At 44.1% G+C, this 16,968-nt stretch carries 15 protein-coding genes; 4 read left to right on the top strand and 11 right to left on the bottom strand.

The window, feature by feature from the left end; genetic code table 11:
- Positions 1-142 precede the first annotated feature (142 nt).
- The 11 genes from ACOOFG_RS07495 to ACOOFG_RS07445 all read right to left on the bottom strand — a co-directional run bounded on the left by ACOOFG_RS07495 (position 143) and on the right by ACOOFG_RS07445 (position 12,329).
- On the bottom strand, positions 143-1,024 hold the full coding sequence (locus ACOOFG_RS07495) for a polyprenyl synthetase family protein (protein WP_420420857.1): 882 nt from the start codon (positions 1,022-1,024) through the stop codon (positions 143-145).
- Positions 981-2,411, bottom strand: a complete 1,431-nt coding sequence (locus ACOOFG_RS07490; protein WP_420420856.1) for a UDP-glucose dehydrogenase family protein — start codon at positions 2,409-2,411, stop codon at positions 981-983. Before ACOOFG_RS07490 ends, ACOOFG_RS07495 begins: the two co-directional genes overlap by 44 nt.
- Before the next feature lie 21 nt (positions 2,412-2,432).
- Entirely contained in the window at positions 2,433-3,101 is a 669-nt protein-coding gene (locus ACOOFG_RS07485; RefSeq protein ID WP_420420855.1) for an ABC transporter ATP-binding protein, read from the bottom strand.
- Positions 3,098-5,194: an ABC transporter permease gene (locus ACOOFG_RS07480; protein ID WP_420420854.1), complete on the bottom strand. Its 2,097-nt coding sequence runs from the start codon at positions 5,192-5,194 to the stop codon at positions 3,098-3,100. The genes ACOOFG_RS07485 and ACOOFG_RS07480 overlap by 4 nt, the downstream gene beginning before the upstream one ends.
- Before the next feature lie 24 nt (positions 5,195-5,218).
- Positions 5,219-5,380: a 50S ribosomal protein L33 gene (gene rpmG / locus ACOOFG_RS07475; protein ID WP_013943291.1), complete on the bottom strand. Its 162-nt coding sequence runs from the start codon at positions 5,378-5,380 to the stop codon at positions 5,219-5,221.
- A 28-nt stretch (positions 5,381-5,408) separates the two neighbouring features.
- A complete protein-coding gene (gene tsaD, locus ACOOFG_RS07470; RefSeq protein ID WP_420420853.1) occupies positions 5,409-6,431 on the bottom strand; it encodes a tRNA (adenosine(37)-N6)-threonylcarbamoyltransferase complex transferase subunit TsaD in 1,023 nt (340 codons plus the stop codon).
- A gap of 154 nt (positions 6,432-6,585) precedes the next feature.
- Positions 6,586-7,542: a methyltransferase domain-containing protein gene (locus tag ACOOFG_RS07465; protein WP_420420852.1), complete on the bottom strand. Its 957-nt coding sequence runs from the start codon at positions 7,540-7,542 to the stop codon at positions 6,586-6,588.
- 79 nt (positions 7,543-7,621) lie between these two features.
- On the bottom strand, positions 7,622-8,383 hold the full coding sequence (pgl, locus tag ACOOFG_RS07460) for a 6-phosphogluconolactonase (protein WP_420420851.1): 762 nt from the start codon (positions 8,381-8,383) through the stop codon (positions 7,622-7,624).
- Complete coding sequence (locus ACOOFG_RS07455) at positions 8,380-9,474, bottom strand: glucose-6-phosphate dehydrogenase assembly protein OpcA (protein WP_420420850.1); 1,095 nt, start codon at positions 9,472-9,474, stop codon at positions 8,380-8,382. Before ACOOFG_RS07455 ends, pgl begins: the two co-directional genes overlap by 4 nt.
- A gap of 28 nt (positions 9,475-9,502) precedes the next feature.
- Complete coding sequence (gene zwf, locus ACOOFG_RS07450) at positions 9,503-11,044, bottom strand: glucose-6-phosphate dehydrogenase (RefSeq protein ID WP_420420849.1); 1,542 nt, start codon at positions 11,042-11,044, stop codon at positions 9,503-9,505.
- Between the two features lie 355 nt (positions 11,045-11,399).
- Entirely contained in the window at positions 11,400-12,329 is a 930-nt protein-coding gene (locus tag ACOOFG_RS07445) for an alpha/beta hydrolase family protein (RefSeq protein ID WP_420420848.1), read from the bottom strand.
- A gap of 174 nt (positions 12,330-12,503) precedes the next feature.
- Between ACOOFG_RS07445 and ACOOFG_RS07440 the strand changes: the two genes are divergently transcribed.
- From ACOOFG_RS07440 to ACOOFG_RS07425, 4 genes are all read left to right on the top strand, one after another.
- Positions 12,504-13,985 (top strand): hypothetical protein, encoded by a 1,482-nt coding sequence (locus ACOOFG_RS07440; RefSeq protein ID WP_420420847.1) that lies wholly within the window; start codon positions 12,504-12,506, stop codon positions 13,983-13,985.
- 242 nt (positions 13,986-14,227) lie between these two features.
- Positions 14,228-15,730 (top strand): class I SAM-dependent methyltransferase, encoded by a 1,503-nt coding sequence (locus ACOOFG_RS07435; protein ID WP_420420846.1) that lies wholly within the window; start codon positions 14,228-14,230, stop codon positions 15,728-15,730.
- Positions 15,731-16,134: 404 nt separating this feature from the next.
- A complete protein-coding gene (locus tag ACOOFG_RS07430; protein WP_420420845.1) occupies positions 16,135-16,479 on the top strand; it encodes an ankyrin repeat domain-containing protein in 345 nt (114 codons plus the stop codon).
- Positions 16,460-16,888: an ankyrin repeat domain-containing protein gene (locus ACOOFG_RS07425; RefSeq protein ID WP_420420844.1), complete on the top strand. Its 429-nt coding sequence runs from the start codon at positions 16,460-16,462 to the stop codon at positions 16,886-16,888. Before ACOOFG_RS07430 ends, ACOOFG_RS07425 begins: the two co-directional genes overlap by 20 nt.
- Positions 16,889-16,968 lie beyond the last annotated feature (80 nt).

Raw genomic sequence — 16,968 nt, 5'->3', positions numbered from 1 at the left:
ATTTTGTAAAATTATTTTTGAAAATCTTTAAGAAACTGGGGGCATTGAAGGGGTGTTGCTAAGCCAGTGCTGCATGTAAGTTGTGGCTCTTATCAGAAATCAGACTTGAGTCCTTTTATAGCTAGCGTAATTTTCAATGGATTTACTTAGATCTGTAAAAACATTTTTTGAAAAGCTCTAAGAGCTGAGGAACTGGCTTTGAAAGGAGGTCCAGCTCAGCCAGGGCTTCGCTGAAACAGGCATTGGCTTTTTCTTGGACTTCCTCTTCAGTATAGAGAGTGAGGGCAGAGGCCTTTTGATTGCTTTGGTCAGACCCAACGGGTTTTCCCAGTTCATTTTCGTCTCCAGTGACATCGAGCAAATCGTCGATATATTGGAAGCCTACACCTAGGGCAAAGCCAGCTTTTTGAAGGTGAGTTTGGTCCTCAGAATTTAGGCCTGCAATAAGCCCCCCAAACTCAAGTGCTGTAGCAAGCAGCGCTGCTGTTTTTTTGGCAAACATGAGCTGGAGTGTATCGAGATCGATGGATTTGCCTTCGTGCAAAATATCGATCACCTGTCCACCGATCATTCCTTCTCCGCCTGCTCGATGGGAAAGAAGTTGAATCATGCGGAGTTTAGTCTCGGATGAGAGGTGGGGAGCTTGTGACAAAACGTCAAAAGCGTAAGTTAATAGAAAATCTCCGGCAAGAACAGCTTCAGCTTCACCATAAACTTTGTGAAGAGTGGGCTTGCCGCGCCGCAGTTCATCATTATCCATGCAGGGAAGATCGTCGTGGATGAGAGAGTAAGTGTGCACCATTTCAAGAGCGCACGCAGGGTCGATTCCCCATTCAAGTGGACAGTCAAAGTCTTCTAAAACGGCAAGGAGAAGGAGAGGACGGATTCGTTTGGCTGGGAGTAGAAGGGAGTAGCGCGCAGCCTCGTAGAGAAGTGAGTGTGGAGAATTAATAGCAGGAATGATGGCTTGGAGTCTTTGCTCAATCAAATCCTGATGAGGAGTAATCAAATCTTGGGTCTTCATAGCGACTTACCTTTTTATTGCCCCTTGTTTTGAGTTCAGCTAAGAGATCTGTGGAAAGTTTGGGGATTCCAATTCCATAGTAGCGGAATCCTTTGATAGCCATTTCTCTTGCTTTGTACTGATTGCGGCCATCAAAAAAAGCATTGCCCTTCATTTTAGACAAAACTGTTTTTAAATTGACAAACCTAAATTGCTTCCACTCGGTGACAAGAGTAATGGCATCTGCCTGCTGCGCAGCGTGGTACTCGCTCAGGCAAAAGTGAACGTTCTTTTTATGTTTGAGTAATTCTTTGACTTTTGGAAGAGCCAAAGGATCGAACAAGCGTAAAATAGCCCCTTTTCGCAGTAGAGAATCAATGAGTTTCAGTGCAGGAGCTTCACGGATGTCGTCAGTATTGGGTTTAAAGGAAAGCCCCCAAATGGCAATCGTTTTTCCTTTCACGCCACCTTTTTTTGCAAAGTGGTCAGAGATCTTTTGACTGAGGACTTTCTTTTGCCTTTCGTTGATATCATGGACGGCTTCTAAAATGGGTGCGTCAAGGCCGTTTTGATTGGCCATGGCGATGAGGGCACGGATATCTTTGGGAAAGCAGGACCCTCCATAGCCGGCACCTGCATAGAGGAAGTGGTAACCAATGCGCGAGTCTCCACTCATTCCATGGCGGACATCGTTGATATTTGCTCCCAACATTTCGCAAAGGCCTGCGAGCTCATTCATAAAGGAAATGCGTGTCGCGAGCATTGCATTGGAAGCGTACTTTGTCATTTCCGCAGAAGGGAGGTCCATGATGTGAATACGGTCATGGTTCAACGTGAAAGAAGAATAAAGTTCTCGAAGCAGGGTGGTGGCTTTTTCACTATCGGAGCCGATGATGATTCGGTCGGGCTTCATCGAGTCGCTGATGGCTGATCCTTCTTTGAGAAATTCGGGATTAGACGCGATATCAAAGGGAATGTTCACTTCTCGTTCATCGAGCTTTTGCTGAATGATCTTTTGAATATGTCTAGCGCTTCCGACGGGCACAGTTGATTTGTTCACGACAACAAGATAATGCTCGAGGTGCTTTCCAATAGATTCTGCAACAGCTTCGATGAAAGAGAGGTTTGCAGAGCCATCTTGATTCGGCGGTGTTCCGACGGCAATGAAGCAAACATCAGCTTTTTTGAGTCCTTCGGCATAATCGGTGATAAAAGAGAGGCGCTTGGCATCTTGGTTACGACGGACAAGTTCCTCAAGCCCGGGTTCGTAGAAAGGAATGACGTTTTTCTTGAGTCCGCTGATTTTTTTCGCATCGATATCCAGACAGGTGACCTGATGTCCCATTTCTGCAAAGCAAGTTCCTGTCACAAGACCGACGTATCCAACGCCAATAACTAGAATTTCCATGCTAATAAGGGTACCTCTCTTTTAGATCGAAGTCAAGGAGCCATCTGTAAGGAGGTACTTTCGGTCACAGAGGTCGGCAAGCGCCGCATTGTGGGTGACGACGATGAGGGATTTTTTAAAATCCCGAGTCGAGTGGATCAGGAGCTCGTGAATCAACTTAGAATTGCCTTCATCGAGGTTTCCAGAGGGCTCATCTGCTAAGATCAAATCGGGGTTGTTACAAAAGGCGCGGGCAATAGCAACTCGTTGCTTTTCCCCTCCTGAGAGGTGCTTCGCAAGTTGGTGCTTATGTGAAGTCAGACCGACCCGCTCAAGAAGCGCTTCTGCATGTGTGAATGCGTCACTGCCACGTCCTATTGGCTTCCGCCCGACTTTGGCTGGCATGAGAACATTTTCAAGAACCGGATACTCTTCGAGGAGGTTGAAATTTTGAAAAACAAAGCCGATGTGCTGGTTACGGATGGCTGAGCGATCCCTCGCAAGCGCGTCGCCTCCCAAAATTTCTAAAGAGCCACTAGAGGGCTCTTCAAGCGTTCCTAAGATGTGAAGGAGTGTGCTTTTCCCGACTCCAGAAGGACCCATGATGGCTACGCTTTCTCCTTCTTCAACAGAAAGAGTGATTTCTCGCAGAATCTCAACCTTTTTCGGTTCTTTGTAGGATTTTGAGAGTTTGTTTGCCTTTAGAATCATTCAGACCTCAAAATTTTCGATGGATGGACTTTGCTTGCCTTGAGAGCGGGTACAAGGCCAGCTAAGAGAGAGATGATCGGTGTGGCGATGAGGATAAACATGAGAGCTCTTTCACTGAGCTCGCTTGGCAACGACTTTCCATAAAAGACGGCGTTAAATGCATCGTGCCCCTGTAAAAAGCTGAGAAAATGAACGACGGCATCGATGTTATGGATTGTCAGAAGGGCCGCAGTTGTTCCGATGAGGGTGCTTAAACAGCCCATGATTCCGCCACAAAGAGTGAAGATCCAGGCAATACTTTTCTTTGAAGCGCCCATGGCGCTTAAGATAGCAATTTCCTTTTTCTTATCATTCACAAGGATGACGAGAAGTGAAATGATGTTACTGCATGCGACAATGAGGACGATGATTCCAATCAGCGTGAAGAGGTATTTATCGCTTTGGAATTGCAGCAGAAGATCTTTGGCGAAGTCGTAGTCGTAATAAGCAGTGATTTTCCAATAGGGGAGGATTCCAGCGCGATTGAAAGCGTCCGTCAGTTCTTTTTGAATCTCAGCTGTTTTGCTTAAATCCGAAAACCAAACTTGGATGCCATTCATCATGTTTTGATCAAAAGAATAGGTTTGAGAAGAAGTGTTGATCGTGTGGACGACATCGGGCTCTGTTAGAATCATACGTGCGCCAATTGCCATAACTCCTGGGTCGTAGAAACCTGCGATGTACACTGGGAGACGTTGTTCTTGAATGGTACTCGTTGATGCAGCGTTGTAGGAAAAGTAACCTGTGTCTCCAATCTTTACCCCGTTGGTTTGAAAGTTTTTTGGGAGTAAAACTGCAGCTGTTCCCTGTCCTTTTTGGGGAAGAACAGAAAGACCTCCAACTTGATAGGTCCACGGTGGAGGGTGATGCGGGGGAGTGTCAAATGACGTTTTGGCGATGGCATCTTCAATTTCGAGGCTTTCCCAGGGGATGGTTCCTGTAACAGTGTGTCCTTGCAAAGTAAAACGAACATCAAGTTTGAGGTTTTGCAAAGTTCTCACTTGCGACAAGACGTAAGGGGCTAATTTAGCTTCCATCGAGAGAGTCTCTTCGAGGAATAGAGGTGTTGCAAAGCCTAGTTCAATTTTTCCTTCAGCTGAGGAGAAGATGAGTTTGTCGTTTTGCCTTTTTAAAGTTCCTTTCTCAAAGTAAGGACTCTTTTTTCTCTCCTGGTCGCTAAAGACGAGATAGGAAATGCGTCCTTGTTTTTTATAAGCGATCACATCGAAAGATTGATTTTCAGGGAGAATGGGAGCAAGGTAGGATGCTTTCTGTCCCGAACTTCTCATGCGCTTAATGATGATGTTTTCTAGGAGAGACTGAAGACTTGTATGTAGATCACTAGCGGTTCCTTTGCTCACGCGGTCGGGCTTATCTGCGGTCGCACTGTCAGGCGAGAGCTCCGCAAGGTAGAATAGGTGATTGAGGTCTTCGATACGAGGCGGATCGATCAAGCTGTGAAGATGGGGACTTTTATCTGAAAAGGAGTTGATATACGAAGCCTGAGTCAAATAGCTTTGGGTGCTATTTTCTTGAGGTGCGAAAGAGGGGCCTTGAGCGCGGAGCATACGCAGCTTCAAAAGAGCTCCACTTACTTCATAATCTTGAGCGATGAGAGGGGTGTTTTGTCTTTCAATTGAGCCAAATGCGAGTTTGACAAAGTCCATTGTCGTCCCGTCAGCATTCACTTCTCGGTCAGGCCAATAAGGGGGAAGGGCGAGGTCTTCTTCTGGGTTGTAAGGGTCGGTTAATGTAGCAGCGGCTTTTTCTCCGATGCTCTTGTAGTTGAAATCAGATTCTCCACTAATGCTGTCAACTTGGTAGTAGTACGATTGATAGTAAGCATCTGTTGGAGTGATTTGAATCGGAGCATTGAAAGAGGTGAGCTTCTTGAGCCAGTTTTTTTCAATGCCATCTGTCACTGAAAGAAAAACAAGAATGAGCCAAACGACAAGAGAAATGACCCCAACAGACATGAGGGCTATCAGCGACAGTGAAAGCTGTTTCTTTTTGGGGACGAGATACTTCTTAGCAATTGAAAACTCAAAGAGCATGCATCAGACTTCCTTAAGAAGCGTTTACTTTGCTTCTTTAAAAGTCACGTGCTTGCGCAATTTCTTGTCGTACTTCTTGAGTTCAATACGGTCTGGTGTATTGCGTTTGTTTTTGAAAGTCCAGTAAACTTCAGAGCTTTCGGTACTTTTTAAACGAATTTTTTCGCGTGCGCCTTTCTTAGCCATTGTCAGTTCCTTGATTTTTTCGACAATTCTAACAGAGGGCAGATTTAAAATCTATTTTGGGAAAGACTTTTATGTCGAGGGGGCTTGCGATGGCTCCTTGTTGATAGAGCTGATAGGCCAATCCAGCGATCATGGCGGCATTGTCGAGCGAGAGATCTCGAGGGGGCCAAAAGAGGGGAATCTCTAGATTTTTTGCCTGAAATAAGTCTTTGAGGGCCTGGCTATTTGTAACACCTCCCCCAAGGTAAATCGCTTGGCAAGGAAAGGTTTGAGCGGCCTTCAAACTTTTTTCTACAATGTCTTTTAAAGCAGTTTGTTGAAAAGAAGCGGCGATGTGTTTTTTTTCTTCTTCCGAGACGGCATCGGGAGAAGTGCGCTGTCCATTTTTTCCTTTGATTGTATAGAGAACATTTGTTTTGAGACCACTAAAGGAGAAATCGAGGGGACGCCCTTTGACAACGCCGGCTTTAAACGGATATCTGGTGGGATCTCCTGCTTGGGCGAGCTTTTCTATGTGGGGACCACCAGGATAAGGCAGGCCTAAAAGAGTCGCAACTTTATCAAAGGCTTCTCCAACAGCATCGTCAACTGTTGTCCCAAGAACAGAATAACTTCCGACTGAGGAGATTTTTGCCAAAAAGGTGTGACCGCCAGAAACGACCACTCCCAGTGCGGGAAATAACATCTCAGCACCTTCACCCATCATGGCTGCGTAAAGGTGGGCATCGACGTGATTGACTCCAATCAATGGGAGACCCCAGCTGTAGGCCAATGTCTGAGCAGCTGTCGTTCCCATCAATAGAGATCCCATGAGACCCGGGCCATTTGCGACCGCAATCGCATCGACAGGGCCGACTTCTTCAATCGCTTTTTCAACGAGTGGAAGGATGCGGTCGATATGTTGCCGGGAAGCCATTTCGGGGAAAACGCCTCCATACCGCTCATGAACCTCAGCTTGAGAGGCAATCAGGTGAAATAAGATGTGTTTTCCATCTTCGACGACAGCAACAGCTGTTTCATCACATGAGGTTTCAATTCCAAGAATTTTCATACCCATCAATCATAACATCTGGTCAGCTTTTTGGCACGACATGTTGGATATCAAACTTTTTTTACAAAGTATTCCCAGGCTTAGTCTTCTGACAAAGAGTTGTCTTTGTGCTCAACCTCGTGGCCGTGAGGTTGAGCACGCTCTATCGAAAAGGCTACTTTTTTTTACCCTGATCTTGAATGGCAGAGACAAAGGAACAGGAAAACCCTTCATTGATCTTTACCAATCCATTTTTATTTTTTTGAATGACAAAGAGTCTGCCACCTTCAAACTTTTTAGAGTAGGGGCACTCACGCGTTTTGATTGGGACGAGTAGGATTCCACCGTCATTCAATTGATCGATTAAGGAGAATGGAATTTCATCATACATGAACCCTACACAAATAATGTCGTAGGGGGCTGCGTTTTTGTAACCCTTGATTCCGTCTAGTGACAAAAACTTGATCCTATCAGTGACTTTCCTAGGAAGGTACTTATGGCATGTGTTTTTTGATTTCTTAACAAGCTCGTCGAAATAATCGACTCCAATGACATTTGCATTAGGTGCTAAGTGGGCAAGTAGGGCTGTTAAATGTCCCGATCCACTTCCTAAGTCTAGAATGGACTTTGCATGAGGCAATCGGTTTTTTAAAAACTCTAGGTAAAAAATATGCATGTGGGGAGATGAAATCACCATATTACAACCGATGTCGATAGCAGCATCATCATAAGAGTTTTGAGAGCAAAACCATTGCCTGTCGATTGATTGATACGCATGTTCGATTTTTGGAGTCTTTAGGATGCCAAATTCTTTTAAAAATTTAGTGAGACTCTCTAGCGATGTGTGCGTTTGGTGTTTCAGTGATTTAATAAATTGTATGGGAACAGAAATAGTTGGCCATTTCCGAATGGAAACAGAGGTGTCAATGATCCGAACTTCAAACGAATCCTCATTCATCTCTAAGATTTCGGCGTTCACATATTTGCCGTTATAGGGAGCTAAACACCAGCCAGCTACTTTGTATTTTTGCTGGAGAAACAGACGAGTTTCTAGTTCTTGTTGAGTTTCAGAATAGGCGCAGCTTAGGAAAGAAAGAGTTGCGAATAGCATAAAAAAACGAATAGTCATCATTTAAGCCTCCAAATTTTTTGGGCTATACTGCAACTTCATATTTAAAATGTAAAGACTCAAGGAAAGAAGAGAAGCAAGTTTATTTATGCTTTTTGTGCAAATCGCCGCAGGCGTCGGAATCGAGAATCCACAGGGCTTTGTTGGAGGGAGTCCCAATGAGGGAAACGGGAAAGGGAGGCTCATGGTCTTTAAGAAAAACTTGGTGGACCATTTCTTTTTTGCTTTTTCCCAAGACGTAGATCACGATATTTTTGGCTTTGTTAATGAGGGGATAGGTCATGGTCATGCGCCAGGTGTCTTTTTGGAGGATATGGTTGGCAACAACTAAGCGGTTCTTTTCTTCAAGGGCTTTTGTTCCAGGGAAGAGAGAGGCTGTGTGGCCATCTTCGCCCATACCAAGCATGATGAGGTCAAAGGGACGTGTGCCTAAGACTTGCTTGATTTTCATTTCGTAATTGAGGGCGTTTTCTTCAATATTGTCTTCGGCTTCCATTCGGAAAAAATGCTCGGCTGGAATGGGGAGGTTTTTGAATCCCGCTTCAATAGCCATGCGAAAGTTACTGCCTTGGTCTGTTGGAGCTACGCTTCTTTCATCACTCCAAAAAATGTAGGCTTTGGTCCAGTCGATGGCGGAAGAGTAGGGAGCTTGAGAGAGGGCGTTAAAGATAGCTTTAGGAGTGGATCCACCTGAGAGGGCGACGGCAAAGTGGCCGTGCATTTTGATCGCTTCTTTGGCGCAATTGATAAAGTGTTCGATACTAAAGGCGAGAGTTTCTTCATTGTTGCCAGGATGGGCAATGTCCCGCCGATCATCCCACGAAAAAAAATGCATGTTACTCATTCGCAGAGACTCTCACTTTTGATTTCTGAAAGCAATTTGATCATGTTGGTGTAGTGCTGGCTGGTTCCTTTGTGACAAATCTCACGGACGAGCGATTGACCTCTGATATCGTGATCGAAGACAAAGTGGATAGGGAGAGAGCAAAGATCAGGGCTTGATTTTTCTATGAGGACGTGTGATGGGCAATTGGGATTGCGTCTTAAGGAGTATTGGATTTCTCGGTCTGTTTGAATTTCAACGGAAAGGATCCGTCCTGGAAGCACTTCTTGCATTTTTGAGGGGTGAAGAAAGATTCGCACAGGAAGGTGATCCGTATCGTAAGTGAAGGTTAAGAGCTCTTTTTCTTTTGCAATGCTTGTCAGTTTCCATCCGAGTTGTGCTGCAAACCAGGTTTGCAGGTAGATGGCTTGCACATTGGTATGACAAAGGGCAACCGATTCAAGAGAATTGAAATGAATGTGGATGTCTGTTGCATGTTTGAAATGATGCAGTTCATCTTGTGATTTGAAAATGTTGGCAAACAGTTGGCGCCATCCTTCTGTGCGCGCCCAATTGAGATCGGCAATGTCGGCTGTTGTACGGTCATGGTGAGTGAGAACCGCTCTTGCAAAGGCAGGAAGATTGGTTGCTGCTTCAGAATCAAAAATGATACGGCTGGCAAAGCGTTCCAGCTTGGCGGCAATGGGGTTATCTTGTGTGGGATCATCTGCATGCACGAGGTAAACAGGGAGGTCGGGTAAAATGTGGGGAAGGACTACAAAAGGAACACGTGGGTGATCTTTACTGCAGACGTCAATTTCGATCATGTCGCAGGCTATTTCATTTTCGCCTTCATCGGCAGTGAGAACAGAAACAGCTGTTCGCAAGTCTTGGCTGGAACAGGTATCGTCGTAAGTGATAAAAATGATGCGAGAAGGGAATTTTTCGATCACATTTTGAGCGACTTGATTGAGATACTCGACGCGCTGACATTTTTTTGAATAAATGATGAGATTGAAGAGGCACGCGCGCATTTTATTGGTGCCTTGGTAGGACTCCCAAATGCGGTCCAGTTCTAATTCGATCTGTGTGGGGTGGATTGTTTCAACCATAATCGCCAGTTATACCATCAATGAGAAATTAAATCAGCCGCCATTTACGCCCATCTCTTGCAATCATTTCTTCTGCTGACTGCGGCCCCCAGCTTCCACAGGGATAATTGGGGAAATCTTTGGGCTTGGTATTGGCCCAGTGTTCGAGGATGGGTGTAAAAAATTTCCATGAATGAAACACTTCATCTTGCCGTGCAAAGAGGGTGCTATCCCCAGCAATACAGTCACAAATGAGTCGTTCGTACGCATCGGGTGGCGTGAGTCCAAAAAAGGCCCCATAGCGAAAGTCCATTTTAACCGGCTGGATTGGGCTGCTCGGTCCAGGGACTTTACAATTAATTTTTAATGCAATCCCTTCATTTGGCTGAATCCGGATGGCTAAAACGTTCGATTCATGCTGCTCTCCGTTTTCCTTAAAGAGGACGCCTGGAGGTGTTTTGAAGGTGATGGCGATTTCGGTTGCCCGTTTTGGAAGCCGTTTTGCTCCTCGCAGATAAAAAGGAACTCCGTCCCAGCGCCAGTTGTCAATATAGAGTTTGACAGCGGCATAAGTTTCCACATTAGAGTCTTTGGCCACATTGTCTTCTTCTCGGTAACCTTTGGCTTCTTCTCCGCCGACATAGCCTTTAGCGTATTGCCCACGAATCGCACACTTATCAAAGTCTTCTCCTTTGTAGGGGCGAACAGCCTCGAGGACTTTGACTTTTTCGTCATGGACAGCTCCTGGCGAAAGATTGACTGGAGGCTCCATGGCAATAAGAGAAAGAAGCTGCATCATGTGATTTTGCATGATGTCGCGCACCAGCCCTTGTTCTTCGTAAAAGTTCCCACGTGTTCCGATGCCGATATCTTCAGCGACGGTAAACTGGACACGATCAATGTAACGGTGATTCCATAGATTTTCGAAAATCGAGTTGGCAAAGCGGAAAACGAGGAGGTTTTGAACAGTCTCTTTTCCAAGGTAGTGGTCAATCCGGTAAAGTTGCGGTTCAGAGAGGTGTTGCGTCAGCTCTTTTTGCAAAGCAAGTGCTGAGTTGTAGTCGTGTCCAAATGGCTTTTCAATAATCACACGTGACCATTTACCACTTGGATCCTCATGATCATAAAGAAGCTTATGTTGCTTGAGTTTTTCAATAATCGTTGTGAAGTAGCTCGGCTGCGTTGACAGGTAGTAAATCCGGTTTCCTTTTGTTCCGAATTGATTGTCGAGTTCTTTGAGGTACTTTGCAAAACGGTCATACCCTTCATCCTCGTCAAATCCTGACTTGTGATAGAAGAGCTGGTTTTGGAAATTGTTCCAAATGTTTTCGTCGATGGGCTTCACACGTGAGTGCGTGTTCACCGCTTTCTTCATTTCTTCGCGGAACACTTCATGTGATTTGTCTCGTCTAGCAAAACCGCAGCAGACAAAATTAGTCGGAAGTTGTCCTTCACGTTTAAGATTATAAATCGCTGGCATCAACTTCTTTGCTGTGAGATCCCCCGTCGCTCCAAAAATGACGAGGACACAGGGATCAAGAGTGCGCGAAGTTTGGCCAGGTTCTTCAAATGGATGAGAAGATACGTTCATGAAAGTAGGTCCTTTTTTCCTAAACCTATGCGAAACTTTTTTTTGGATCAAGAAAGAATGGTCTGCTATTAGACCTGACTGATTTTTTTAACTTGGGAGTTCCAAAATGAAGGGCTATGGCCGGGTATTATGACAAACTTTTGCAAGTATCATTCATCTTCTTCAGGTCCAGATGAATACCCATAAGGAAAAAAAGTAATGCAGCTCTCACCAGATGGAGTTGTACTGAGGGTAAAGCTACCACCCTGACAGGGTGTTCTTTTGGATTCGGAGCTTTCATTTTCAGACTTCTGACGTTTGTATTCTGTTTCAGGTTCAACTTCAAAACCTGAAAACTTGAATAAGACAAGTTTTTTTATTTTTGTTGAAGGGCACGTACAATAAGCACGGCTTCTTCTGAAGTGAAGGCGCGAGTATGATGGTCGAGTTGCTCTTTTGGGCCTTCCAGGTGAATCACTTTGCCACACTTCACAAGATGGCAGAAGGCAGCTTTTTCGTAAGGAATCGTTTTATCGTGCTTGGACACGATGACAACTTTTTGGCCAGTGAGACTTTCCCATGCAGTTTTAGCTGAAAGGTTGAGTCCGAGCTTGTCGACAAGATTGGCGGCTAGGTCTCCAAAAGTGGATTCTTTTAAAAATGCTTTTGTAAAAGTCGCAACTTCTCCGAGAGAACGGTCGTTGATAACCGACATCTTGACATCAGGAAACTGCTTTTGGATGATGCCTGCGCCTTGTGTGGCATGCAAGCCTCCCAAAGAATGCGTGTAAAGAAGGATCGAATCTAAATCATACCTCATGTCTTTCATTAAATACCGGTAAGCACTGACGGTGTCGAGGTAAAGCTTATTAAGATCAAACGTTCCGCCACTTTGCCCAATTCCACGGCTGTTAAAAACGAAAACTGAATGATCTGGAAAGTACGTTGTAAAAAAGGCGTAAAAACGGGAGATGACACTCTCGTCTTCACCAATTTTTTCGTAAAAGGAGCCAATACCTGGGACAAACAGGATAACCTTTTCTCTTCCGGCATTTAGTAGCATGCCGTCAAGAAGGACCTCATCTGAAGCCTTGAACTGCAGGTGGCGGTGCGCTCCATTGGCAAGCAGCTTTGAGCGCAGTCCTTGGAGCTCCTGCTGGACCTTGCTGCTTCGCTTCTGGGCAATCTTTGAGAGACCCTGATTTCTCAGGGCATCGACATTTTCAAACAGCCCGGCGTTCCAAAGCTGTGAAAAGATTTTTTGAAGCAGAACAACTAGAGGATTAACCTTTTGTGCTTCTTGCATTTAAACTTCGACCGTTTGTTTTTAGAAGGATATTATATCACAAAAACAGCAAATAAACAATCGATTAAAATTTTTAATTTACTTCTAAGCGGAAGATTTAGAGATTGCTTTATTAATAATGATGGGCCTAAAATTTACCGCTAATATTTAGGGAGAGGTAGGAAAGGTTAGATTATGGCTGCAATCGCATTTCCAACAATTCGTTTGAGTATTGTTGCTGGTGAAATGGGGCTCGCAAGCGAACCAGAAAAAGTTCAAATTGTGAACAGTACGGTTTCTCCAGAAATCAACGAGCAAGTTGTTGATTGGACAAAATCTCTTGCTAAAGATCATGTTTTTCTCCTAGGGCAAGAGTTTCAAAAACCTGCTCATGCGCGCATCACTTTTTCTGTGGAGCATGGGGTCGTCTTTGAGGATTGTGATGATCCTCATCTAAGAGAGATATATTTAACAAACTCTCGGCAAGTGGCTGTTGTACCTAAATCATTTGCCGACAAGCATGTCTGCCAGATAGAACCCACACCTGAAATGATAGAGAGTGCACGCGCCCAAACATCAGAAGAAGTCGTGTTTGTCGATGGAATTTCACTAGCGCTTCATATGCAGGGAGTCACTCGTCCAGAGACAGTTAATTTAGAAATTGTTCCTTTCATTCCCTTAAATAAGGGGAGGGGATTAACGACATCGAGTCTGCGCTTTCCTCACATGCTACTGGATCTTTTAAAACGGCAAGAGCAAGGGAAGCTTACGGATGACAGTTCTGTCTGTGTTGTTGGTCCTGGATTGCTAGAGTATGAAGATCCAAGTGTTTTGCCAACATGTCCGCAAGTTGCAGAGCTTTTAGCCTTGTTCCCGCAAGGAAACTTTACCCTTCTTGATAGAGACAAACGCGCTTTAACTCTTATGGCAAAACAGTGTGCAAAGAATTTTATGACTTATGATACGGCAGCATACCGAGCTTATACAATGAAAGACTTGCCCGAATTTGTCGAGAACCCTGAGTATCAGAGACTATTTGAGGAAATGAAAAGAAACTTCTCTCAGTTAACTATCGCTCCTAGTAACGCAGACGAGATGCTAGATGGCTTCGGTGGGTTGAAGCCTCTTGTTTTAAGAGTTCAAAAGGAGCAAATGGCATTTAGAGCATTTGATATTACCAAGTCCTCGTTTAGAACAGGTGAACAGTTTGATGTCATCGTTGCGACTTTGAGTATTGTCAACGCCCATGAGCAAGAGATCGACAAAAACCCTCATGGGAATCATTTTGGAAAGTTGACCAAGTTTTTGGAGGCGCTCAAAGTAGGAGGAACGCTTTATCTCGATGCTTCGATGATCCAACGGTTAGTGAAAGTCGCAGGGCCTGAGGGGTTCGAGTTGGGGATGAAGTATCTAGAGGCCTCGATAGGGAATCGATTAGAGATTGAGGAAGTTCCCTTAAGTAGCTTTAAAAATGACGTTAAGGGCTCAGTTAACACAATCTCGGCTCTTTCGCAACATCACCCCAAAGGATTTAGCGAGCACATTTATTTAACGACGACGTCGACACTTTGGGCAATCACGCGTTCCGAGGAAATGGTTGATCCAGCTCAAAAAGGCCCAGTTGCGCTACAATTGTTGCAGTTGCTACAACGTCAAAATTTAGATGAGCGAGATTGACGAAACATCTGATCGACGCAAGCAGCTTTGGTCGTTTTTTTAAACAACCCGGCATTCTTAAGATATAAAAAGATTTTTTGAAGCAAAGTAACTAGAGGATTAACCTTTTGTACTTCTTGCATATAAAATTCGATTGTTTGTTTTGAGTTATTTATTTTTATTACATGAAAAAAGTTGATCTTGTATTAAATTAAAGCCGCTTCTATAATTTTTCTTTAGATTTAAAATTTAAGTAAGGTTAGATGATGGCTGCTGCGGCATTTCCAAGGATTCGTTTGTCTATTTTCGCTGGGGAAGAAATACAGGCGAAAGAGCCTGCAATTATTCCTATTGCACAACAGAATGTTTCAGAAGGTATTAACATGGAAGTTGTCCAAGCAGCAAAATTGCTTGCTAGAAATCATGCTTTTCATTTGGGACGGGAATTTATTAAGCCAGTGCATGCTCGTATCACTTTTTCTGTTGAACATGGGGTAACTTTTGATTGTTGCAGTGATCCTCGTCTTCAAGTAATTTATTTTAAAAGTGGACAGCATGCTTCAGCTATTCCCAAGTCATTAGCTGACGCTCGAGTTTGTCAAGTAGAACCCACTCAAGAAATGCTAGAGCAGGCACGATCCCAAACGACGGAAGAAGTTGTATTTGTCGATAGAGTGGCACTAGCACTTCAAAAAGAAGGAATCACTCATCCTCAGACAATTGAATTAGAAATTATTCCTTTTATTCCTGCAATCCAAGGCAAAGGATTAACGACATCAAGCCTGCGTTTTCCTCATTTATTGCTTGACCTTTTCAAGCGGCAAAAACAAGGAGAGCTTGCAGCGGACAGTTCGGTTTGTATTGTAGGCCCTGGATTAATGGAGTATCAAGACCCCAGTGTTTTGCCGACCTGCCCACAGTTTGCAGAGCTTTTAGCCATGATGCCTTCAGGAAAGTTCACACTTCTGGACATTGACAATCGTTCTTTAGGGCTTTTAGCACAGCAATCTGCTAGTAACTTTACGACATACGATCCTATGACATATCGGGTTTTTACAACGAAGGGGTTACCTGACTATGTCGAGAGCCCAGAATATCAAAGACTTTTTAAGATAATGAAAAAAACTTTCTCCATGCTAGCTAGTGCTCCAAACTCTGCTGAAGAGATGCTAGACGGTAAAGGGATGCTGCAGACTCTTGTTTTACGAGTTCAAAGTGAACAGCTGGAATTAAGAGAGTTTGATATCACGAAATCCTCTTTTAAACCAGGCGAGCAGTTTGATGTCATTGTTGCAACTATGAGCATCATCAACGCTTATCAACAGGAGATGGACGAAAAGCCTCATGCGAATCACTTCGGAAAATTAACAAAGTTTTTACAAGCACTGAAAGTAGGGGGGACACTTTACCTCGACACTATGATGATGCATCGTTTATTGAGGGTTGCAGGGCCGGAAGGGTTAGAGTTAGGAATGAAATATCTTGAGACGATGATTGGAAATCAATTACAAATTACGAAAATTCCGTTTAGTGGCTTTAAAGAAGGAGCTACTGGTGGATTTAGCACTATTACAGGTCTTTCGATGCATCTTCCCAAAGGGATAAATAAAAGGGTCTTTTCTACCACATCTTCGGATCTTTGGGCAATCACGCGTACAAATCTAGAGGTCGACTCCGCACAAAAAGGCCCAATTGGATTGAGGTTAGTGCAGTTACTAAGAAATCAAACGGCTACATCCGCTTCTTCTGCAACAGCGAGTGTTTAGAAGTTAGCTAGCAATTGAGTGTGAGTAACGAAACACCTGATTGAAACAGGCAAGCGCGCCATCTTGGATTGCCGGATGAATCGAGATGATTTGCCCTTCAAAAGATATGATATCACAAAAAATAGCAAACAAACAATCGATTGCTAAAGATCATGTTTAACATTTGGGATTAGAATTTAAAAATCCTGCACACGCACGCATCGCGTTTTCTGCTCAGCGTGGGACACCTTTGATCAATGCGATGCTTCTCGTTTGCAAGAACGAAATTTTAAGAATACTCAGGCTCAGCAAGCTTTGCTGTGACAAAGTGGGGCAGGAAGGGATTCGCTGAATACCGCAAGTCCCTTGACACTCGGAGACCACCTTTGATAATATAAACGCTAAAATTTTTTCGAAGGGTTATTATGAAATTGTTTAAGAATGGTTTGCTAATTCTTATTAGCTTGCTTCTTCCTGGGGCTTACTTGACTGCTGATGAGTTGCCTTTTAGATCTGTAGACTCTACCACATCTGCATCGATAGAGAATCTCAATGATGAGCTTATTGAGGCTATAATGGATGGTGATGCTAAAGCTGTTAATGCTCTCATCGCTGCAGGGGCAGACGTTAATGCCTACATAGACCCTGATGCAAACTATCTTGCTGACTATAAATATCAAACTGTTTTGAAGCTGGCTGCAAAACTTGGCCATGCTGATATTGTTAAAGCTCTTATTAATGCAGGGGCAAATGTTGAAAGCGGTGACTAATTTTTTAGGTTTCACTGCTCTAATGGAGGCTGCTCAGCAGGGCCATGCTGATGTTGTTAGGGTTCTCATCGCTGGAGGAGCTAATATTGAAGCTACAAACCTATTTGGACAAACCGCTCTTATGAAAGCTGCAGAGGGAAAAAGCGCTTATGATAGAGACAGCACGATTAATGCAGTTAGAGCTCTCATTGCCGCTGGGGCTAATGTTAACGCTACAGATGAAGAGGGAAATACCGCTCTCATGGAGGCTGCGAAAAATGGCCATCTTAATATACTTAAGACTCTCATTGCTGCAGGAGCTGATGTGAGTACTACAAACCGACATGGGTGGACAGCATTTGATTTGGCTGATCAATACGGGGCTTACAATACAGGTAGCTTTCTTTATTCTTTTGAGAACATGAATTGATAGGCAAGACTGGCAGCTTTGAAGCTGACGTAACATAAGACTTTAGGAGTCATGTTATTTCATGATTTGAAGGCACAAAG

It is taken from the genome of Simkania sp., from assembly GCF_965215465.1.
Taxonomy (GTDB): Bacteria; Chlamydiota; Chlamydiia; order Chlamydiales; family Simkaniaceae; genus Simkania.
The sequence above is the reverse complement of the archived record's forward strand: the minus strand, read 5'-3'. Positions and strand labels throughout refer to the sequence as shown.